Origin of the sequence: Spiractinospora alimapuensis, assembly GCF_018437505.1 — a bacterium.
GTDB classification, from domain to species: Bacteria; Actinomycetota; Actinomycetes; order Streptosporangiales; family Streptosporangiaceae; genus Spiractinospora; species Spiractinospora alimapuensis.
Window position 1 is genome coordinate 1212714 of the sequence record NZ_CP072467.1, and the last position, 20427, is coordinate 1233140.

The window sequence follows — 20427 nt, forward strand, 5'->3', positions numbered from 1 at the left end:
GGACGGTGTGTGTCGTCGGGGCCCGGGTCGTGACACACCCCGTCCGGGGCACGGGGGATCGGGTCAGGATCCGGTGTCGGTGTCGTGGGTCCGTGGCGCCACCGCGAGGTCCGCCCGGTTGTTCGCACCTGACGGCAGGTAGCAGACGGCGAGTGCTCCCACTACGGCCGCGAGCACTCCGACGATGGGCGGTACGAACCAGCCGGCGATGCTGGACCACGCGGCCAGCCCACAGGCGGCGACGTAGACCGCGATGGTCGACCAACGGACCGCGCGTAGGGACTCCGGGCCGGGCATCCCACGACGCCACTCGGCGATGAACACTCCGATGATCACACCGCCCAGGGGCGGAATGAGGACACCGAGCCACTCCAGGAATCCGAGGAGGTTGTCGTAGATACCGGTGACCGCCAGCGCCGTCCCGAGGACCACACCACCGATGACCCAGGGCTTGCGGGACGGGCTGTTGAAGAGCTCGGCACCGGCCACACCGAAGTTGTAGGCGGTGCTGTCGTTCGTGGTCCACAGGTTCGCGACCAGGAAGACCAGCCCCCAACCGACGAGGCCCATCTGGAAGAGCACGAGGACGAAGTCGCCCTCACCGAAGGCGAAGGCCCCCACCGCGCCGCAGAACAGCATCAGGAGCTGTCCGATGACGAACGCGGCGAAGCACGACCACAGCCCGGCCGAGGGACGTCGGGCGAAGCGGGTCCAGTTCGGGGCCTGGGTCCCTCCGGAGGCGAAGGTCCCGACAATGACCGTGATGGCGACGGTCAGACTCATCGTCTCCTGTGGCACGACCGAGTCCAGGCCGGCGCTGCCGCCGACCTCGGCGAAGGAGCGGATCGCGACCCAGACCGAGAGGATCACCAGCAGCGGCACGGAGACCACGGACAACCAGTACATGCCCCGGTACCCGATGTAGGCGGTGATCGCCATGAGGGCCGCGCCCAGGACCATCAGGACGCGGATCACGGTGTCGGACTCGATGCCCAACGCCTGCGCGGTGACGAGCGCGAGTGTGGCGACGGTGACGCCGTACCAGCCGATCTGGGAACCGCCGAGGAGTACCGACGCGAGCTTGGCCCCCCGGGTGCCGAAGGCGTAGCGCGCCATCATGACGGTGGTTAGCTTGGTGTGGGCACCGATCCAGCCGATGACGCACACGTACACGCCGAGGACCGCGGTCCCCAGGAGGAGCACCCCGACCAGGGGCCAGAACGCGAAGGCCGCCCCGATCTGGGCGCCCGCCAACATGGTGGGAGTGAACAGTGTGAAGCCGACGAGGACGATCGTCAGGGAGAGCAGGGAGCGCCGCGCCGACGGCGGGACCGGCTGTACCGGGTAGTCGACGTCGGTCGGTGCCGGGGTGGGGGCGGGTAACGACGCCGGATCTTCGGGAGGGCGACCCGTCGCCGCGCTCACGCGTCCCGCTCCGGCTCGTCGTCGACACCGATGTCCTCGAACCACAGGTTCGGGTGCTTGTCGATGAACTCCGTCATCAGCCCGACGCAGTCCGGGTCGTCGAGTAGGACCACGTCGACGCCGTTCTCCGCCAGCCACTCGTGACCACCGAAGAAGGTCCGCGCCTCGCCGATGACCACACGGGAGATCCCGAACTGGCGCACCAGTCCGCTGCAGTACCAACAGGGCGACAGAGTCGTGACCATCGTCGTCCCTTGGTAGGTGCGTTGGCGTCCCGCGGCACGGAACGCCGACGTCTCCCCGTGGGCGGAGGGGTCACCGTCCTGCACGCGCCGGTTGTGGCCGCGGCCGAGTACGGTGCCCTCCGCGGAGATCAGGGCGGCGCCGATGGGGACTCCGCCGGAGTCCCGGCCTGCCTTGGCTTCCTCCGCGGCGACATCGAGCCAGGAGCGGAACTGTGAACTGGACATGGCACAGGCCTTTCGCGCACCAAGCGCCTTGATGATCATTTGCGGATCCACTCAACACCGTGCCGAGGAGATACGCCAGACCGATCGTGTTAAATCACGTTCCGCCACTCAGTGAGCACCACACGTTGAGGGTGGTTCTCAGGATCCCGTACCGAGCTGCCGGGAGATGGTCGCCAGCTGCTCCAACCGGCGCTCCACCGGCGGATGGGTCGCGAACATGTTACTCAGGGAGAATCCGCCCCGCGAGAAGGCGGGGGTGAAGAAGAAGGCGTTGAACGGCTCCGCTTGGCGCAGATCCCGGCTGGGGATGCGCGCCATGTCCCCGGTGATCTTGGTCAGGGCGCTGCCCAGCTCCGAGGGACGCTGCGTGAGGAACGCGGCGGCGCGGTCGGCCGAGAGCTCCCGGTACCGCGACAGGATCCGGGTGAGCAGGAAGCTCAGGGCCCACACCACCGCGCTGAGGACGACGACGCCCAGCGCGATGAGGGCGATGGGGGCGCCCTCCCGGTTACGGCCGCCACCGGAGAACACCATGAAGCGCAGGCCCGCCTGGGTGAGGAACCCGGCGACGATGCCGAGGAACCCGGCGATCGTCATGACCGACACGTCGCGGTGAGCCACGTGGGACAGCTCGTGCGCGAGCACCGCCTCCAGTTCCTGGGGTTCCAGGCGGCGCAACAGCCCGGTGGTCACGCAGACCAGCGAGGAGGAGGAGCTGTGCCCGGTGGCGAAGGCGTTGGGGACGTCGGTGTCGGCGATGGCCACGCGGGGCTTGGGCATGTCGGCCATGCCGCACAGTCGGTCGACCAACGCGTGCAGCTGGGGCGCCTGCTCCGGTGTGACCTCCTGGCCGCCCATGGCACGCAGGGCGATCTTGTCGGAGGTGAAGTACTGGAACACGGCGAACCCGACCACGATGGCCACCACGAGCCACACGTTGAGTCCGATGAGGACCAGGCCGATGATGAAGGCCACGTAGACGATCGCGAGGATCGCCATCGTCAGCACCATGCGGGACGTCAGCCCACGGTCCGGAATGAATCGGGAAGAAGCCACCTCATACCCCCAGGCGTTTCGGCGCACGCTCGATGCTGCCCGCTCCCAGTCTATGCAGGTGGGACGGCGTCAATATCACAGCGTCGAATGATCAGCGCCGGTCCGCGGGGACGAATGCGGACCGGCCATGGGGGATCAGCGGCCTCGCGTCACGCTGGGCCGGGGATGAGACCCTCGTCGCCCAGCATTTCCTCCACCTCCGCCATCGTGGCTTCGGCGTGCGGAAGGATGAACGCCGACGGCTCCAGGCTGTCGGAGGGGACGGGGGCTCCGTCCGCCCGCACCCGCTCCAACAGGTCGTGCAGCGCCTGCCGGAACGCCGCCTCGTCGCCCGAGGAGATCGCCGTCTCCAGTGCGGCGTCGAACCTGTTGAGTACGTCCAGATCAGCGTCGGAGAGGTCGAGCTGCCCCTCACCCATGATGCGCACGATCATGCGTTACCCCCCGGACGAGCCTCCCCGTTGCCTCCCTCGATCTGCTGCGGGGTGCTGCCGCCGCCCTGACCGATCTCGCCCTTGAGCCGCTCCAGCTCCAGCTCGACACCCGTGGTGCTGGCCATCCGGTCCAGCTCGCTCTGGATGTCGTCCTTGCTGCCGGAGACGTCCTCCAGGGCACCGCTGGCGAGCAGGTCGTCCACCGCACCGGCGCGGGCCTCGAGCTCGGCCGTCTTGTCCTCAGCCCGCTGGATCGCCATGCCGACGTCGCCCATCTCCTCGGAGATCCCCGAGAAGGCCTCACTGATCTGCGTCTGGGCCTGGGCGGCGGTGTAGGTTGCCTTGATGGTCTCCTTGCGGGTGCGGAAGGAGTCCACCTTCGCCTGCAGCCGCTGCGCGGCGTTGGTGAGCTGCTGTTCCTTGCCCTGCAGGTCCTGGTGCTGCTGCGAGAGGTCGTCGATCTGGGCGGTCAGGCCGGACCGGCGGCTCAGTGCCTCACGGGCCAGGTCCTCTCGACCTTGGGTGAGGGCCGCGCGGCTCTGGTTCTCCAGCTTGTCCGACTGCTGCTGCAGCTTCTGCATCTGCAGCTCGACACGCTTCCGGGAGGTGGCCACGTCGGCCACACCGCGCCTGACCTTCTGTAGCAGCTCCAACTGGCGCTGATAGGAGTAATCAAGGGTCTCACGTGGATCCTCGACCGAGTCCAAGGCGCTGTTCGCCTTGGACTTGAAGATCATCGAAAGTCGCTGAAACACGCTCATCGGCGTGGCCGTCCCCTTCTCGGTCGGTATGCGGCTGTGGTCCCGGCGGGCGCTCTACTCAACCCTACGCGCTTTCGCAAGCGGTCGCCACGAGGGAATAGCGGTTACCCTGGTGGAGTGTTCCGCCGCCGATCCACATCCAACGAACCGGCCCCGACCGGCTCCCTGAGCGCGCCCGAAGAGACCGATTCCACCCGGCCCAAGGGATATACCCCCAAAAAGGGAGTTCGTACCCCTAAGCGCCGGGAATCGGAAAACTACCAGCGCCGCCCCCTGAACGCGCCACAAAGCTGGCGCGAGTCGGTCAAACGCAACCGCGAGCTCCGAAAGAAGGAGACCCAGCGACAGCGTGAGGCCTACGCCAAGGGCGACGAGCGCTACTACCGGCCACAGGACCGGGGCAAGGTACGCGCCTACGCTCGGGACTTCGTCGACTCGCGCCGCATGATCAGCGAGTTCTTCCTCTTCTTCTCGATCATCATCATCGGTGCGATGCTGTTCCCCACGCCCGAGGTGCAGATCATCGTCAGCTACGTGCTGTTCCCGACGATGATGATCACGATCGTGCTCGAGGGGATCTGGCTCTCCCGGCAGGTCAAGAAGCGGGCCGCGATCCTGTACCCGGAGGAGTCCGTCCGTGGTGCGGGCTGGTACGCCGCCATGCGGATGCTCCAGATCCGTAAGCTGCGCCTGCCCAAGCCGGAGCTGCGTCCGGGCGACGACCCCGACATCCGCAAGCGCTGAGCCCACTCGGCCGCGGAGGGCGGGGACGCCTTGTCATCCGTCCGGGGCGGATCCCGCCCCGGACGGAGTTCGGCCCCAGGTTCCCCTCGGCACGGATCACCCGAACACGCGAGGTAACGGGACCGTCTCTCCGCGAGGTCTCGACCCTCCGGACCCACCCGGAGCGGGCTCGCGCCCCCTCCCCCGCGCCGACCCCTAGGCGTCGTCCAACTTCATCGTGTAGCGGGCGTCCTCCCCGTCGAGAAGGGTGACCTGGGCGACACCGGCGTCACTCAGGGCGCGCCAGTTCTCACCCAGCCAGGACTCGGCGTCACCACGGGACGGGAACAGTTCCGACACGGGGTCCTCGACCGTGACCTGTTCACCCGCGACGTCCTCGAAACGCCAGCTCCATGCCATCGGCTTCTCCCCCATGTTCGTCAGCGGCCGCGTCACGCAGCAGAGCCTATGACCCGGGGCTCGGATGTGTCTTCCCCGGCGTCGGTCAGGGGGATCGGGCGCGTCATGGAGTACCGTGCCGGGTTGTCTCCATCTCCCTCGCCCTCACTCGCCAAGGGAGGGCTCTCCACCCCGCGGGTGGGCTTCCTGTTTCGTCACTGGTCGCGAAAAGGTGGAACCCTTGCCGTCTGACACCAGCCTCTCGGACATGACCCAACCGCTCTCGGACCCCGGCTCGACCACGCGCGGGCGCCCCGCCACGATCACACTGATGAACATCGAACCGACCGTCGACGGCCTCCAGGGAGCGCATCGTGTTCAAGCCCCGCACCGGGTCCCTCTCCGGCCAGAAGGCCGGACCCCCTTTCGGGAGTAACTGGTGAATATCCGACTGACCGGCACGGCCAAGGCATCGGGCTGGCCAGCGCCCGGGTGCCACTGCGCGTCCTGCAACGCGGCGGCGACGAATCGGCGCGCGCCGGCGCGGGTGCTGGTCGACGACGCGTTCACGCTCCCCGCCCCCGGGGAGGCCGCGCCGGACGTGCCGTCCGGGTTCGACCTCATCGACACCGCCCAGGGAACGGTGTTGCGTTCCGCCGACGGCGGGACCCTGTTGTACGCGCGCACCGACCCTGACCCGGAGGTCGGCGCGGAGTCGGTGGATCTCGTCCTGGTCGACGTGGTGGCGGCCCCGAGCGCTGTGGGCGCCCTGCGCAGGTGTGGTGCCGTCGCACCCAGCACGGCGATCGTCGGGCTTGGCGGTGACCACCGTGTTCGCTCCCCCGCCGAGCTCGAGCGGTGGTGCCGCCTGTGGGGGGTGCTCTTCCCCAGTGACAACCAGGTGCTCCCCTGCCCTCCGAAGGCATGGCCCCCGTCCCGTCCGCACGGACCACACCGGCTCTTGGTGCTGGGCGGGGCCCGCTCCGGGAAGTCCACGGAGGCCGAGCTGCGGGTGCTCGCCGAGCCGGAGGTGACCTATGTCGCGACCGGCCCAGCGGCCGACACCGACGCGGAGTGGGGCCGCCGCGTCGCGGCGCACGTGGACCGACGTCCGGACTGGTGGCGCACCGTGGAGACCCAGGACGCGGCCTCGGTCCTGCGAACCGCCCGCGGAGCGGTGCTGCTCGACTGCGTGGGGACGTGGCTCACCGCCGCCATGGATCGGTGTGGGCTGTGGGAGGAGTCGCCGAGCGCGGAGGCCGAGGAGCTCCTCCAACGGGAGGTCGACGACCTCGTCGCCGCCTACCGCGAGACCAGCGCCTACGTGGTCGCGGTCAGCAACGAGGTCGGAGCGGGAGTCGTGCCCGCGACCCCGAGTGGACGCCTGTTCCGGGACTGGTTGGGCCGCGTCAACCAACTGCTCTCCGCCCAGTCCGAGGAGGCGGTCCTCACCGTCGCCGGTCGTGTCGTGGACCTCCCCTGAGGCGCGAGGAGCCCGAATGAACACGCTCGAGAGTCTGGGACAGGGCCTGCGTACGGCGGTGGGAACGCTCACCGTGTTCCCCGTGGGGGCGGCACGGTGGGATCGGGCGACGATGCGGTGGGCGATGGCGCTCGCGCCGGTACCCGGACTGGTTCTGGGGGTGGCCGGGGCGGTCCTGTTGTGGGGCGGCCTCGCGGTGGGGGCCTCGCCCGCGGTTGCGGCACTGCTGAGCGTCGGGGCGTTGGCCCTGCTGACGCGTGGGCTGCACCTGGACGGATTGGCGGACCTCGCCGACGGGCTCGGGTCCGCTCGGCCCGCCTCCGGCGCGCTGGAGGTGATGCGCCGCTCGGACATCGGCCCGTTCGGGGTGATCACCCTCATCGTGGTGCTGGGGCTGCAGGTGGCGTGCCTCATCCAGTTGGCCGACAGCGGTCACGCGACAGCGGCCGTCGGCCTGGTGGTCGCGGTCCTCGCCGGGCGGCTGGCCATCACATGGGCGTGCCGCACGGGGGTTCCATCTGCCCGCCCCGAAGGGCTGGGGGCGATGGTCTCCTCGGTTCTCCCGTGGACGACCGTCGCGCTGAGCTCGACGGTCGTGGTGCTGGCGAGCTGGTCCCTCGGTCTGGTGGGCCCCTGGAACGGGCTGTGGGCACCGCTCTCCGTGGTCGCGGGTGTCGCCGCCGCGGAGGGGCTGCGCTGGCACGCGGTGCGCCGGCTCGGAGGGATCACCGGCGACGTCCTGGGCGCGGTGGCGGAGACCGGGGCCACGGTCACGTTGGTGGTGGCGGCCCTCCTGCTGGCGTGATCACTGTGGTGCTGGCCTCTGGTCCGGGCCGCCGCGGCCCCGAACACCGCGGACGCTGAGCGCCCGGTCGCCACACCAGCCCAGCAGTCCGCCCAGGAGCGCCCCGGTCACCATGTACACCCAGATCTCCGCGCCGGCCTGTGTCTCCGTCCATCCGGCGACGTCGAGGTTGGTGTGGACGATTCCGCACCACGCACCGGTCAGGAGGCCGCCGGTCCCGGCGTTGAAGGCTCCCACCAGTCCGACGGGCGGAACGCTCTTCGAGGTGCTCAATCGGGCGAGGCGTGGCGAGAAGATTGCGGTGAGCATCCCCAAGGTCAGCACCGTGATGAGCGGAAGGCCGATGAGGTTCGCGGTCACCGACATCGAACTCGACGGGTCGCCGCCGCTGCCGACCCGCGTGGCCATCGGGTCGGGCAGCCGGTCACGGAGCGCGAGGATCAGCACGACCGGCACCGACGCGCTGACGATGGTGAACCCCACAAACGACACCCACAGCGCTTTCCACTGGCCCGGCGTACGCTGTGCCCGGATCCGTTCCTCCAGTTCGCGTGTGTCGTCGAATCCGCGCACGAGGACCTCCAATGCCTGGGGTGATGAGGGTTGTCGAGCGAACGCTCCTCGGTCATTGTCTCGTTCGTCCGACCTCCGCCTGACAGCGGCCCGGACGTCGCGGTCGAGGCGTTCGAGGCCGGCGCGCTGCCGCGCCACCGCCCGCCCCGAATGCCCTAGCATCGGACCCGTGAGCACCGTGTTGACAGTCACCGCAGACTCCCCCGAAACCGCCCAGGCCGACGCGCTCGTCGTCGGCTACCACTCCAGTGATTCCGGTCCCGTCCCGGCTCCTGGGGCTGAGAACGTCGACGCCGCCTTCCCCGGCGGACTCGCCTCGGTCCTGACCCAGCTCGGCGCCAAGGGGACGGCCCAGGAGGTCCACACCGTTCCCTCCATGGGAGCCGTGTCCGCCTCCGTCGTCGTCGCCGTGGGCCTGGGACCGGCCTCCGACGCCCCCGAGCCCGAGTCCGTGGCGCGCGCGGTCGGCGCCGCCGTGCGTGGCCTGCGTGAGAAGGGCTCCGGCGGCACCGTCGTCGTCGCCGTTCCCGCCCACACCTCCCGTCTCGTCGAGTTCGTCGCCACGGGCGCGCTGCTCGGCGGGTACGACTTCCTGCGCTACCGCACCAACTCCGACGCCGGTGCGGGCCAGCTCGAGGAGGTGCGTCTGGTCTCCTCCGCCGAGGGCGCCGCTGACGCCGCCGAGCGTGGCCGGGTTCTCGCGGAGTCGGTGTCCCTCGCGCGTGACCTGGTGAACACCGCCCCCGTCGACCTCACGCCCGAGGACCTGGCTTTGGCCGCGAACGAGGTGGCGCGGGAGCACGGTCTGGGCATCGAGATCCTGGACGAACAGCGCCTGATCGAGGGTGGCTACGGCGGCATCACCGCGGTCGGGATGGGGTCGTCGAACCCGCCCCGGCTGGTGCGGTTGAGCTACGAGCACCCGGAGGCCAGCCGCACCGTGGCGCTGGTCGGCAAGGGGATCACCTTCGACAGTGGTGGTCTGTCCCTCAAGCCCAGTACGGCCATGGAGTGGATGAAGAGTGACATGGGCGGTGCCGCGGCGGTGCTGGCCACGCTGCGCGCCACGGCGCTGCTGCGTCCCGCCGTCAACGTCGTGGGCTACCTGGCCATCGCCGAGAACATGCCCAGCGGGACGGCGCAGCGGCCGTCCGACGTCCTGCGCGTCTACGGTGGCACCACGGTGGAGGTGCTCAACACCGACGCCGAGGGGCGTCTCGTCATGGCCGACGCGCTGGTGCGGGCCCAGGAGGACTCCCCGGACATCGTCGTGGATGTGGCCACTCTCACCGGCGCCCAGCTCGTGGCGTTGGGCACGCGCGTGTTCGGTGTCATGTCCAACGACGCCGAGCTTCGTGGCAGTGTGGTGTCCGCGGCCGACACCGCCGGTGAGGACGCGTGGCCCATGCCGCTGCCGGCCGAACTGCGCAAGGGTCTGGACTCGTCCGTCGCCGACATCGCCAACGTTCCCGGGGAACGGTGGGGCGGGATGTTGGTCGCGGGGCTGTTTTTGCAAGAATTCGTGGCGGACGGAGTTCCGTGGGCGCACCTGGACATCGCGGGACCCGCGTTCAATCAGGGTTCCCCGCACGGGTACACCCCCAAGGGGGGAACGGGTGCGGCAACCCGCACCCTGGTGGGCCTCATCGAGGCCCAGGCCGCTCAACAGAACTGATCGGCCACTGACGACACATGGCGTGGGGGCTGTTGGCCAGCCCCCACGTCGGAACCACAAGCCAAGAGGAGTGTCCTTCCCGTGAGCGACAGCGGCGGAACCTTCGACCTCGTCATACTGGGCGGCGGCAGCGGCGGCTACGCCGCGGCGCTCCGCGCGGCCGAACTGGGCATGAGCGTGGCCTTGATCGAGAAGGACAAGGTCGGCGGAACCTGCCTGCACTACGGCTGTATCCCGACCAAGGCGCTGCTGCACGCCGCCGAGGTCGCCGACTCCTCGCGCGAGAGCGAGACCTTCGGGGTCAAGAGCACCTTCGAGGGCATCGACATGGCCGGCGTCAACGCCTATCGCGAGAAGATCATCGCGGGCCCGTACAAGGGGCTCTCCGGGCTGATCAAGTCCCGCGGGATCACCACCGTGGAGGGCCACGGGACGCTCACGGCCCCCAACCAGGTCACCGTCGACGGCACTGTCTACGAGGGCCGCAACATCCTGCTGGCCACCGGGTCCAAGACCAAGACCATCGGTCTGGACATCGACGGGACCCGGCTGATCGACAGCGAGCAGGCGCTGCGGCTGGACTACGTGCCCAAGTCCGCCATCGTGCTGGGCGGCGGCGTGATCGGGGTCGAGTTCGCCAGCGTGTGGCGCTCCTTCGGCGCCGAGGTCACCATCGTCGAGGCACTGCCCCACCTGTTGCCCTCGGAGGACGAGGACAGCTCCAAGCTGTTGGAGCGGGCCTTCCGCAAGCGGGGCATCAAGTTCGAGCTGGGCACTCCCTTCGAGAGCCACAAGATCACCGACTCCGGGGTCTCCGTCACGCTCCAGGGCGGCAAGACGTTGGAGGCCGACGTCATGCTGGTGGCGGTGGGACGCGGACCGGTGTCGGAGGGGCTCGGCTACGAGGAGCAGGGCATCAGCCTGGATCGTGGCTTCGTCCTGGTGGACGAGAACCTGCACACGGGCGTGGGCAACATCTACGCCGTCGGTGACCTGACCCCCGGCCCGCAGCTCGCGCACGTGGGCTTCGGCGAGGGGATCTTCGTCGCCGAGCAGATCGCCGGTCTCAACCCCGTGCCGATCGACTACGACGGTGTCCCGCGCGTCACCTACAGCGACCCCGAGGTCGCCTCGGTCGGACTCACGTCCAAGGTCGCCCAGGAGCGCGGGTACGAGACCGAGGAATACACGTTCAACCTCGCGGGTCTGGGCAAGGCACGCATCCTCAACACTCAGGGTGCGCTCAAGATGATCTCCGCGAAGGACGGGCCGATTCTCGGTGTCCACGTCGTCGGCAGCCGCGTCGGCGACCTCATCACGGAGGGGCAGCTCCTGTACAACTGGGAGGCCCTGCCCTCCGAGGTGGCGCAGCTCATCCACCCGCATCCCTCGATGTCGGAGGCGATGGGTGAGGCGGCTCTGGCGCTCACCGGGAAGCCCCTCCACACCCACGACTGATGGTTGACGGGGTGGCGCCCTCCTAGCGCCACCCCGTCGTTCCGCACAACCAGGTACAGCAGACCAGCGAGGAAGTCATGTCCACTCCCGTCACACTGCCCCCCCTCGGAGAGAGCATCACCGAGGGAACCGTCACCCAGTGGCTCAAGAAGGAGGGTGACACTGTCGACGTGGACGAGCCGCTGCTGGAGGTCTCCACCGACAAGGTCGACACCGAGATCCCCTCCCCCGCCGCCGGCGTTCTCTCCCGGATCATCGTGGCCGAGGACGAGACCGTCGAGGTGGGCGCCGAGATCGCGGTGATCAGCGCGTCCGGCGAGGCCGGCGCTGCCGCCGCCCCCGAGCAGACCACGCCCCCGGCCCCCGAACCGACCCCCGAGCCCACGCCGGAACCCACGCCGGAGCCGGTCGCGCAGGCCGAGCCGACGCCCGCTCCCGCGACGCCCCCGGCTCCGCAGGCCCAGACCGCCCCGCCTGCTCCGCCGGCCCCGGTCGCCGAGCAGCCGGAGCGGCTGGGCACGCCGCCGCGGCCGACGCGTGACGAGGTCACGCCCTCCGTCGACGTGGGGACGATGGACGCCGGCGCCGTTCGCCGGTCGGACGCGGCCAGCGAGTCCTACCTGACGCCCCTGGTGCGCAAGCTGGCGGCCGAGCGGAGTGTGGACCTGAGCACGGTGACGGGAACCGGTGTTGGCGGCCGGATCCGTAAGCAGGACGTCCTCGCCGCCGCGGAGCGTCAGGCGTCCGCGCCGGCCGCCGCCCCCACCCGGATCGTCACACCGGACACGACGCTGCGGGGCCGCACGGAGAAGATGTCGAGCCTGCGCCAGTCGATCTCCCAGCGGATGGTGGAGTCACAGCGCACCTCGGCCCAGGCGAACCAGGTCATCGAGGTCGACGTGACCCGCGTCGCGCGGCTGCGGGAACTGGCCAGCGCGGAGTTCCAGGCCCGTGCCGGGGTCGCGCTGACCTACTTCCCGTTCTTCACCCTCGCCACGGTGGAGGCCCTCAAGGGCCACCCGAAGCTGAACGCCGTGATCGACAGCGCGGCCCAGCAGGTGACCTACCACGCCGAAGAGAACCTGGCCATCGCGATCGACACCGAGCAGGGGCTGCTCGCGCCGGTCATCCAGGAGGCGGGGAACCTCAACCTCGCCGGTCTCGCGCGGGCCATCCAGGACCTCGCGTCACGGACGCGCTCCGGCGCGGTGAGCCCGGACGAGCTGAGCGGCGCCACGTTCTCGCTGAACAACACGGGCAGTGTGGGCGCGGTGATCGACACCCCGATCATCAACCAGCCGCAGGTGGGCATCCTGAGCGTCGGCAAGGTCACCAAGCGCCCGGTCGTGGTCGAGGACCCGAACCTGGGTGAGGTCATCGCGGTCCGCTCCATGGTGTTCCTCTCGCTGAGCTTCGACCACCGGCTGATCGACGGCGGCGACGCGGCTCGCTTCCTCCAGGACATCAAGGCCCGCCTTGAGGAGGGCGCCTTCGAGTCCGAGGTCGGGCTCGCCTGACCCGTCCCGCATCCCCGATCGCGCGCCCGCCGAACGTCCACCGACGTTTCCGGCGGGCGCGCTTCGCGTCTCCGGGGTGACTGGCCGGGAAGCGCCGAGACGTGGACGACCTCGCTGTCTCGTGATGCCACTGTGCCGACCGCGAGGAATCGGCCGTAGGACCGGGGCCTTGTTCGGAGGGGGTCACCACGAAGGGACGTGGAGGGGACTCGTCCGCGCTCGATCGCCGTTCTGTCGCGGCGTGAGGGTGTTGCCCCTACCTCCGGCGCGCGTCCGCGGTTGGCCTGGCCCGACGTGCAAGACGTGTCCGGTCTTCGCTTCGCGCACGCGCTCGACGCCCGGAACACACGAGGGAAGACGCCCCACGGCGCCCGAGTTCCGGGCCGGTCGCGGTGCGCGCCGAACGCCCGCCCACGCCAGCACGCCCTCCACGGGTCCTCGGGACTCAGCTTCTCGGCTGGTCGACGGCCGATCGACGCGTCCGGTGCCCGCCCCGCCCCGTCACCACCGGGAGTCCAGACCGGAGACCACGCGCACGGCGACGCGGACGTCGCGCCCCGGAACCAAGATCACCGACGACGGTATGGCTCCACTCCACCAGCGGAGCCGGACTCGCCCGCGTCCGAGAACGGCGTCAGGGGTCGGCGTGTGTCCGTCGACGTGAGCCCGTCGGGGCACACGTCGGATCGAACGCGTGGGGCCCGCCAACCGCGCTGGCGACCACCATCCTTCTACGCTGGTGGCCCTTTGTGTCCAGTCCAGACCTTTCGGGGAGGACCCCACCATGAGAGTCGCGATCACGGGAGCGTCCGGGTTCATCGGTACCGCGCTGCGGGAGTCCCTGCGGAGGGACGGCCACGAAGTCCTGCGGTTGGTTCGTGGGAAGGCGCGGGCGAAGGACGAAGTGGGATGGGATCCCGAGGCAGGGGATGTTGACTCCGCGGCGTTGGTCGGGACCGACGCGGTGGTGCATCTGGCGGGGGCGCCGCTCGGCCCGCGGCGGTGGACCGCCGAACACAAGCGTCGGATCCGGCTGAGCCGTACCCGCGGGACCCGAACCCTCGCGGAGGCACTCGCCGCGATGGACAGTCCGCCGCCGCGAATGCTGTCGGCCTCAGCCGTCGGATTCTACGGCGACACCGGATCGGTGGTGGTGGACGAGTCCGCCCCCCGGGGGTCGGGATTCCTGTCCGAGGTGGTCGCGGACTGGGAGGCCGCCACAGAGCCCGCGGCCGAGGCCGGGGTGTCGGTGGCCCACACCCGGACGGGGGTCGTCCTGTCGACGGACGGTGGGCTCATGGGCACCGTACTGCCGTTGTTCCGGCTGGGGCTGGGTGGTCGTCTCGGCTCCGGGCGGCAGTACATGAGCTGGATCGCCGAGACCGACGAGATCGGTGCGATGCGGTTCCTGCTGGAGCGGCCCGACCTGACCGGCCCGTTCAACCTGACGGCGCCGGAGCCGGTCACGAACGCGGAGTACACGCGGATGTTGGCCGCGGCGCTACGCCGCCCCGCGCCGTTCACGGTCCCGGCGGGAGCACTCAGGTTGGCGCTGGGCGGGTTCGCCGACGAGGCCGCGCTGGTGAGCCAGCGGGTGGTGCCGGCCCGGCTGCGGGAGGCGGGCTACACCTTCCGTGATCCCGCGCTCGTCCCGGCGTTGGCCGCGCTGCTGCGGTGAGGGGACGCCCGAGGTCACGGGTGGCCACGGTGAGCTATGTGCGATTGGCCGCTCCGCCACGGTGGAACACCGGCGGGATTCGAACCCGCGTGACCCGGTCCGGGTCGCATAGTCCGAAGGAACCGTGATCGTCGCACCGGGCATCCCCGCACTACTAGACATCAGGGGCGGCCCGGGGTCAACTGGGATCCCGCCCGGTCGCGGACCGTCGGCGTGGGCGGTAGACCAGTCGCCGCAGTAGGGCGTCCGCGGGACCGGGCCGGTCGGCGCGGTCGAGACTGTACGCGGCGCCAAGGGACACCAGCCACGCCCCGAACGCGGCCGCGAGGGCCCCCGCCATCCCGACGTGGGTTCCGAGGCCGCCGAGCTGCGGATGCAGCACCAACGTGACCAGTATGGAGTTCAGGAGGTAGAACGTCAGTGAGCGCTGGCCCATCGCGGCAACGGCGCCCGAGAGGACGCCGGTCGGGGAGCCGAGCCGCAGCGCGATGAGGCCGAACAGGGCGGCGTACCCCGCTCCCCCGAGCACACCGGTGTGGACCTGAAGGGCCATCAGCGCCCCGACCGTCACCGGGGAGACCGCGAGGAGGCCGACGGCGTACGCGGCGGCGGGAAGCGCCCCCAGGAGCGAGGCGGAGATCCCCGCCACCGCGATCCGCGCGAGCGCGACGCGGTGGCGCTCGGGGTCGTTCAGCAGGCCACGGCGGCCCGCGACGAAACCCAGCACCACCAACAACAACAGGGGGTAGGCGAACGCGATGAACAGTGGGGTGGCGAGGATCGACACCACGCGTTCGATCCAGTCGGCGGTGGTCAGATAGCCGGGTGTTCCCGCCTCGGCCAGGTCGTCGCCGGTCGCGAGGGACCAGCCGTAGCCGATCATGGCGACGGTCACGGTCAGCAGGGACAGGCCCGCCAGCACCACGACGGCGCGACGCAGCACCACGTCACTCCGGAAGAGCAGCCAGCCGAGAAGCAGACCGGCGAGCCCGTAGGACGTCAGGATCTCCCCGGGGAACACCAGGACGATGTTGACCGCGCCGAAGAGGAACAGGAACACCGCGCGTCGGCGTAGCAGGCGGCGGACCTCCCGTTCTGACTCTCCACGGGCGAGCTGGCGCGCCACGAGCCACGCCATCCCGTAGCCGAACAGGATCGCGAACATCGGGAAGGCGCGGTTGTCGAGGACGAGGACGGTGAGGAACGTCGCCACCCGGTCGACGGTCGGAGCGGTGTCCAGTGACGTGCCGAAGCCGACGCCCGCGTACACCCCGGCGTAGGCCATGGCGATCAGCAGCAGCATCGTTCCCCGGGCGAGGTCGGGGGCGGGTTTGCGCTCCGTCGCGCGCACTGGACCAGAGGGGGCGAAGGGAACAGACATACCCCTAATGGAACACGTGTGTTCCATAAACGTCAATTCGCGTGCCTTTGTGAGTCACCAACCTCCATGGTCAGTACACCTAGGTGGTGGCGTCGGTCAGCTCCTCCCGCAGGGCGTCCAGCGCAGCGCGCCAGTACTCCTTCGTTCGCGCGGCGGCCTCGGCGTCGGCGAGTCGACCGTGCTCCACGGCGACCTGACACCGGTCCGGCCCCTTCACGGTGAACGTGACCGTGACCCGGTCCCCACCGGCTCCCCAGTCGGCGCGCAGGGACCTCGGTTGGGTGGTCCGGCGAAGGTGCAGCCGGTCGTCGACGAGCCACCGCCGCCGTCGCTCCTCCTCGACGAACGCGGCGAAGACACGTTCCGCGGACGCCGGCAGGGTCTTGGCCGCGCTCACGCTGAACGTCCCGTCCGGCTGCTGCCCCGGACTCCGCATGCCGCGTGACTGTTCGTAGCCCACCGTGATCGTCTGCGCCCACCAGCCGTCGACGGCCCCCTCCTCCACCAACCACCGCGCGATCTCGGTGTGGCCGTGGTCCCGCGCGCCCCACGCGTCGAGAACCTCGAACCATTCCTCCCAGCCGCGTCCGGTCCGCTCGCGCACCGCCTCGTCCGACACCGCCATCACGTACCTCCTGTGCGGATCCCCACCTGGTTGGTATCCGTCGGCGACGACGTCACACGTGGATCGTTCGGCTGCGGGTCACATACCCCGGCGGGTGCGGCGCGAAGGGTCGGTCCGGCACGGGAACCGGGCGCGACGGAACGTGCGGGAGATATGGCGCCGCCCGCCCTGGGCCGTGGGGGCGGGGGCCGGGGCGTACCCACGGATGGCCAGGGCGGGGGCGCCCGGGAAGGAAAGCCCGAAGCACCTTCCAAGCTGACACCACGGACGATAGGAACACCTCGCCCCGGGCGCCACCGCTTCGCGAAATCTGGGGAAAACGTGGTGGCCGGTGGAGTCCGGCCAGGCCCGCGCTCGCCCGGGGTCTAGGAACGGGGTTCTGGGTCGGGATCCTCACGGCGACCCACCGCCGCCATCAGGCGTTTCTCCGCGTCGGGGCCCCTACCGACGGAGGGGAGTCGCAGCAGCAGGGGTAGGCCGATCACCCACCAGGCGAGGATGATGACCCACTCCTCCGGCCAGTTCAACGACGCCGGCATTCCAGGTAGGTACAAAACACCCAGCCCGAGGGCGAGCACCAGTGCGCTGCCGCCCACCAGGCGGGGGTAGCGCACTCGAAAGGGGCGCGGCATCTGTGGCTCCGTCCTGCGCAGGACGAGGAACGACACCACCACCACGACGTAGGCGACCACGATGCTCATGCCGCCGGCGTTGATGAGCCAGTTCATCATCGGCTCGCCGAACAGTGGGGCGATCACCGACAGGCCGCCCACGAACAGCAGGGCGTTTCCCGGGGTGCGGAACCGCGGGTGGAGCCGACCGAACCAGCGGGGAAGCATCCCGGAGACGGCCATCGCGTACAGCAGGCGACTGGCGCCGATGAGGAAGGCGTTCCAGCTCGTCAACAGGCCGGCGATCCCGCCCAGGACGAGCAGGTTGCCCATCGTGTGGCTGTTCCACAGCGCACGCATGGCCTCCGCCGTTCCCAGGTCGGCCTCGACCAGGTCCGGCACGGGCATGCTCGACCCGACGGTGAGCATGATCAGGATGTACCAGGCCGCAGCGCAGAGCACGCTCACCACGAGGATGCGCCCGACCTGCCGATAGGGGATCTTGATCTCGCTCGCCGACTGCGGGATGACGTCGAAGCCGACGAACAGGAAGGGAACCGCCACGAGCACGGTGAGAAGCCCGGCTGGTCCGACCCCGAAGGCCGGCCGCATGGTCTCGGTGGAGCCGCCGGTGAACGCGCCGAGCAGCAACACCAGACCGACCGCCAGCAGGAAGAGCACGGCGATGGTCTGGAAGACACTGGCTGGCCGGATACCGACGTAGTTGAGCACCGTCATCACCACGGCGGTCCCCACACCCACCGCGACCCAAGTGGCGTAGACGTCGTAGTCGGCGACCGTCCACATGTGTCCGGCGAGCATGCCTGGGAACAGGTCCACGATCGTCTGTGGGATGGCCACGGCCTCGAACGCGACCACGGAGACGTAGCCCAGGACCATCGCCCAGGAGGCCACGAACGCGCCCTTGGCGCCCAGCGCGCGCATCGCGTAGTGGTGCTCACCGCCCGCCTTGGGCATCGCGGTCACCAACTCCGCGTAGGTGAGCCCGACGAGGGCGATGATCACGCCACCGATCGCGAAGGCGAGCGCGGCACCCACGGGACCGGCGGCCTCCAGGAAGCCGGAGGTGGCCGTGATCCACCCGAACCCGATCATCGCGCCGAACGCGAGAGCGAGGATGTCGCCCCGCCCCAGCACCTTCAGGAATCCGTCGTTGGATCCCCGTGGCGAGCCATCACTCGTGGCCATGGGCGGCACCTCTCTGTCGTCCGACACGCACGCGGTCCCGGCGGTCATCGGCCCCGGGACGACCTGTCGTCACGAGACAGGAAGTACCTATCGGACGCCTTCGGAGCACAACCCCCGGAAACACGGTGATCCACAAAACACGCACCAAACTGCCACACTCCTCCCTCTCACACCAGAGGGTTCCGCGGCCCACTCCCCCACCAGGCGACTTGGCGTGCCCCAGGTCTCTGAACTCCCCACTCAGGTGGGCTCTCGGTTACGCCGGCGACTCGGCGTAACCGTCATCCGGCCCGGTGCGACACGGGAGCGGGCGGTAACTCCGGCGGACGCCGAGGTATTCCGGCGTGGGGCCGCACGTCGAGGGTGGTCCTCACCACCCTCGCGCGCCGAGAAGGGCGCGTAAGGTGGGGGTATGGCTGAACTCGCCTTCGCGTGGTTGGGCCCCGAGCCGGTTCCGTACCAGGCGGGGTGGGACCTTCAGAAACGGCTCCACGCCGCCCGCGTGGACGACCGTGTCGGCGACACGGTGCTGCTTCTGGAACACGAGCCGGTGTACACCGCGGGCAAACGCACCCGGGCCCCGGACCGCCCGGTCGTTGACCCCGGCGCGCCGGTGATCGACATCGACCGTGGCGGGAAGATCACCTGGCACGGCCCCGGCCAGCTCACCGGGTACCCGATCGTTCGGCTCAGCGATCCGATCGACGTCCTCGCCCACGTCCGCGCGTTGGAGGAGGTCATGATCCGCACGATCGCGGACTTCGGCCTGACCGGCGTCCGGGTGGAGGGCAAGAGCGGTGTCTGGCTCGACCCCGACCCGCGACGCGGGCTCATCCAACGGAAGGTCGGCGCGATCGGCTGCCGGGTCTCCCGTGGGGTCGGTATGCACGGGTTCGCCCTGAACTGCGCGAACGACCTGTCCTGGTACTCAGCGATCGTTCCCTGCGGCATCCCCGTCGACGAAGGGGACGTCACATCGCTCACGCGAGAGCTGGGGCGCGAGATTCCCGTCGCCGAGGTCCTGCCTCCGGTGCGGCGCCACCTCGCCGCCGTGTTCGGAGCCACCTCCACGACATCCTCCGACGGTGTTCCGGAGATACCGGAGCCCGCGTCGCACACATTGAGTGCCGTATGACCGGCACCACCCGAAACGATCCCCCACAAGGGCGCGGAAAGGAAGACGCGGTGACCGCTGTCGCACCCGAAGGCCGCAAGCTGCTGCGCATCGAGGCCCGCAACAGCCAGACGCCGATCGAGAAGAAGCCTCCGTGGATCAAGACCCGGATGCGGATGGGCCCGGAGTACAGCGCGCTGAAGTCGCTGGTCCGTCGCGAGGGCCTGCACACGGTGTGTGAGGAGGCCGGGTGTCCCAACATCTACGAGTGCTGGGAGGACCGCGAGGCAACGTTCCTGATCGGTGGGGAACAGTGCACCCGCCGGTGCGACTTCTGCCAGATCGCGACCGGCAAGCCCACCCCGTTCGACCGCACGGAACCGTTGAAGGTCGCGGAGTCGGTGCGGACGATGGGGCTGCGCTACGCCACGGTCACCGGCGTCGCCCGTGACGACCTCGACGACGGCGGGGCGTGGCTCTACGCCGAGACCGTCCGGAAGATCCACGAACTCAACCCCGAGACCGGGGTGGAACTGCTCATCCCCGACTTCGACTCCAAGGACGACCAGTTGGCCGAGGTGTTCGGGTCCCGCCCGGAGGTCCTCGCCCACAACGTGGAGACGGTGCCGCGGATCTTCAAGCGGATTCGCCCGGCGTTCCGCTACGAACGGTCGCTGGAGGTCATCACCAAGGCGCGCGCGGACGGCCTGGTCACCAAGTCCAACCTGATCCTCGGCATGGGTGAGACCCGCGACGAGGTCAGCACCGCGATGCGGGACCTGCACGAGGCCGGCTGTGACCTGCTGACCATCACGCAGTACCTGCGCCCGTCGAAGCTGCACCACCCCATCGAGCGGTGGGTCAAGCCGGAGGAGTTCGTCGAGCTCAACACCGAGGCCGAGGAGATCGGCTTCGCCGGCGTGATGTCCGGGCCGATGGTGCGCTCCTCCTACCGCGCGGGCCGGCTGTACAAGCAGGCCGTGGAGAAGCGGGCGGCCCAGGGCGCCGCACAGTAGTGTCGTCCCGGTTC

The 20427-nt window shown here is 69.8% G+C and carries 19 protein-coding genes; 9 read left to right on the forward strand and 10 right to left on the reverse strand.

The window, feature by feature from the left end; genetic code table 11:
- Window positions 1-63: 63 nt before the first annotated feature.
- The 5 genes from codB to J4H86_RS05620 all read right to left on the reverse strand — a co-directional run bounded on the left by codB (window position 64) and on the right by J4H86_RS05620 (window position 4146).
- A complete protein-coding gene (codB, locus tag J4H86_RS05600) occupies window positions 64-1425 on the reverse strand; it encodes a cytosine permease (protein ID WP_236542438.1) in 1362 nt (453 codons plus the stop codon).
- Window positions 1422-1895, reverse strand: coding sequence for a nucleoside deaminase (locus J4H86_RS05605; RefSeq protein WP_236542439.1), 474 nt, complete (start codon window positions 1893-1895; stop codon window positions 1422-1424). The genes codB and J4H86_RS05605 overlap by 4 nt, the downstream gene beginning before the upstream one ends.
- A 138-nt stretch (window positions 1896-2033) precedes the next feature.
- Complete coding sequence (gene htpX, locus J4H86_RS05610; protein WP_236542440.1) at window positions 2034-2951, reverse strand: zinc metalloprotease HtpX; 918 nt, start codon at window positions 2949-2951, stop codon at window positions 2034-2036.
- 149 nt (window positions 2952-3100) lie between these two features.
- Window positions 3101-3385 carry a PspA-associated protein PspAA gene (gene pspAA, locus J4H86_RS05615; RefSeq protein WP_236542441.1) on the reverse strand — a complete coding sequence of 95 codons (285 nt, stop codon included), beginning with the start codon at window positions 3383-3385 and terminating at the stop codon, window positions 3101-3103.
- A complete protein-coding gene (locus tag J4H86_RS05620) occupies window positions 3382-4146 on the reverse strand; it encodes a PspA/IM30 family protein (RefSeq protein WP_269134534.1) in 765 nt (254 codons plus the stop codon). Before J4H86_RS05620 ends, pspAA begins: the two co-directional genes overlap by 4 nt.
- Before the next feature lie 117 nt (window positions 4147-4263).
- Between J4H86_RS05620 and J4H86_RS05625 the strand changes: the two genes are divergently transcribed.
- On the forward strand, window positions 4264-4890 hold the full coding sequence (locus J4H86_RS05625; protein ID WP_236542442.1) for a DUF3043 domain-containing protein: 627 nt from the start codon (window positions 4264-4266) through the stop codon (window positions 4888-4890).
- 195 nt (window positions 4891-5085) lie between these two features.
- On the opposite strand, the gene J4H86_RS05630 is transcribed toward J4H86_RS05625, so the two are convergent.
- Entirely contained in the window at window positions 5086-5325 is a 240-nt protein-coding gene (locus J4H86_RS05630; RefSeq protein ID WP_330932492.1) for a hypothetical protein, read from the reverse strand.
- Between the two features lie 490 nt (window positions 5326-5815).
- Here J4H86_RS05630 and J4H86_RS05635 point away from each other — a divergent pair, with 490 nt between their 5' ends.
- Both J4H86_RS05635 and J4H86_RS05640 read left to right on the forward strand, forming a co-directional pair.
- Window positions 5816-6751 (forward strand): bifunctional adenosylcobinamide kinase/adenosylcobinamide-phosphate guanylyltransferase, encoded by a 936-nt coding sequence (locus J4H86_RS05635; protein ID WP_394356502.1) that lies wholly within the window; start codon window positions 5816-5818, stop codon window positions 6749-6751.
- Window positions 6752-6767: 16 nt separating this feature from the next.
- Window positions 6768-7556: an adenosylcobinamide-GDP ribazoletransferase gene (locus J4H86_RS05640; RefSeq protein ID WP_236542444.1), complete on the forward strand. Its 789-nt coding sequence runs from the start codon at window positions 6768-6770 to the stop codon at window positions 7554-7556.
- On the opposite strand, the gene J4H86_RS05645 is transcribed toward J4H86_RS05640, so the two are convergent.
- Entirely contained in the window at window positions 7557-8129 is a 573-nt protein-coding gene (locus J4H86_RS05645; RefSeq protein ID WP_236542445.1) for a hypothetical protein, read from the reverse strand.
- 169 nt (window positions 8130-8298) lie between these two features.
- On the opposite strand from J4H86_RS05645, the gene J4H86_RS05650 reads away from it, so the two are divergent.
- From J4H86_RS05650 to J4H86_RS05665, 4 genes are all read left to right on the forward strand, one after another.
- A complete protein-coding gene (locus J4H86_RS05650; RefSeq protein WP_236542446.1) occupies window positions 8299-9804 on the forward strand; it encodes a leucyl aminopeptidase in 1506 nt (501 codons plus the stop codon).
- A gap of 81 nt (window positions 9805-9885) precedes the next feature.
- The gene (gene lpdA / locus J4H86_RS05655) at window positions 9886-11262 is read left to right on the forward strand and encodes a dihydrolipoyl dehydrogenase (RefSeq protein WP_236542447.1); all 1377 of its coding nucleotides are present in this window, start codon (window positions 9886-9888) and stop codon (window positions 11260-11262) included.
- A 77-nt stretch (window positions 11263-11339) separates the two neighbouring features.
- On the forward strand, window positions 11340-12779 hold the full coding sequence (locus J4H86_RS05660) for a 2-oxo acid dehydrogenase subunit E2 (protein ID WP_236542448.1): 1440 nt from the start codon (window positions 11340-11342) through the stop codon (window positions 12777-12779).
- Between the two features lie 784 nt (window positions 12780-13563).
- Window positions 13564-14457 (forward strand): TIGR01777 family oxidoreductase, encoded by an 894-nt coding sequence (locus J4H86_RS05665; protein ID WP_236542449.1) that lies wholly within the window; start codon window positions 13564-13566, stop codon window positions 14455-14457.
- A 178-nt stretch (window positions 14458-14635) separates the two neighbouring features.
- Here J4H86_RS05665 and J4H86_RS05670 read toward each other — a convergent pair whose 3' ends face one another.
- From J4H86_RS05670 to J4H86_RS05680, 3 genes are all read right to left on the reverse strand, one after another.
- Complete coding sequence (locus J4H86_RS05670; RefSeq protein WP_236542450.1) at window positions 14636-15838, reverse strand: DUF418 domain-containing protein; 1203 nt, start codon at window positions 15836-15838, stop codon at window positions 14636-14638.
- Between the two features lie 79 nt (window positions 15839-15917).
- Window positions 15918-16463 (reverse strand): SRPBCC family protein, encoded by a 546-nt coding sequence (locus tag J4H86_RS05675; protein ID WP_236542451.1) that lies wholly within the window; start codon window positions 16461-16463, stop codon window positions 15918-15920.
- Between the two features lie 365 nt (window positions 16464-16828).
- Window positions 16829-18283, reverse strand: coding sequence for an APC family permease (locus tag J4H86_RS05680; RefSeq protein ID WP_236542452.1), 1455 nt, complete (start codon window positions 18281-18283; stop codon window positions 16829-16831).
- A 412-nt stretch (window positions 18284-18695) separates the two neighbouring features.
- Between J4H86_RS05680 and lipB the strand changes: the two genes are divergently transcribed.
- Entirely contained in the window at window positions 18696-19418 is a 723-nt protein-coding gene (lipB, locus tag J4H86_RS05685; protein ID WP_236542453.1) for a lipoyl(octanoyl) transferase LipB, read from the forward strand.
- A gap of 50 nt (window positions 19419-19468) precedes the next feature.
- Window positions 19469-20413, forward strand: coding sequence for a lipoyl synthase (lipA, locus tag J4H86_RS05690; protein WP_330932493.1), 945 nt, complete (start codon window positions 19469-19471; stop codon window positions 20411-20413).
- Window positions 20414-20427 lie beyond the last annotated feature (14 nt).

Coding starts and splice junctions, on each gene's coding strand:
- J4H86_RS05680 (WP_236542452.1), bottom strand. CDS start 18,283: ATGGCCACGAGTGATGGCTCGCCACGGGGATCCAACGACGGATTCCTG.
- lipB (WP_236542453.1), top strand. CDS start 18,696: ATGGCTGAACTCGCCTTCGCGTGGTTGGGCCCCGAGCCGGTTCCGTAC.
- J4H86_RS05640 (WP_236542444.1), top strand. CDS start 6,768: ATGAACACGCTCGAGAGTCTGGGACAGGGCCTGCGTACGGCGGTGGGA.
- J4H86_RS05670 (WP_236542450.1), bottom strand. CDS start 15,838: ATGTCTGTTCCCTTCGCCCCCTCTGGTCCAGTGCGCGCGACGGAGCGC.
- J4H86_RS05660 (WP_236542448.1), top strand. CDS start 11,340: ATGTCCACTCCCGTCACACTGCCCCCCCTCGGAGAGAGCATCACCGAG.
- pspAA (WP_236542441.1), bottom strand. CDS start 3,385: ATGATCGTGCGCATCATGGGTGAGGGGCAGCTCGACCTCTCCGACGCT.
- J4H86_RS05620 (WP_269134534.1), bottom strand. CDS start 4,146: ATGAGCGTGTTTCAGCGACTTTCGATGATCTTCAAGTCCAAGGCGAAC.
- J4H86_RS05605 (WP_236542439.1), bottom strand. CDS start 1,895: ATGTCCAGTTCACAGTTCCGCTCCTGGCTCGATGTCGCCGCGGAGGAA.
- J4H86_RS05675 (WP_236542451.1), bottom strand. CDS start 16,463: ATGGCGGTGTCGGACGAGGCGGTGCGCGAGCGGACCGGACGCGGCTGG.
- J4H86_RS05665 (WP_236542449.1), top strand. CDS start 13,564: ATGAGAGTCGCGATCACGGGAGCGTCCGGGTTCATCGGTACCGCGCTG.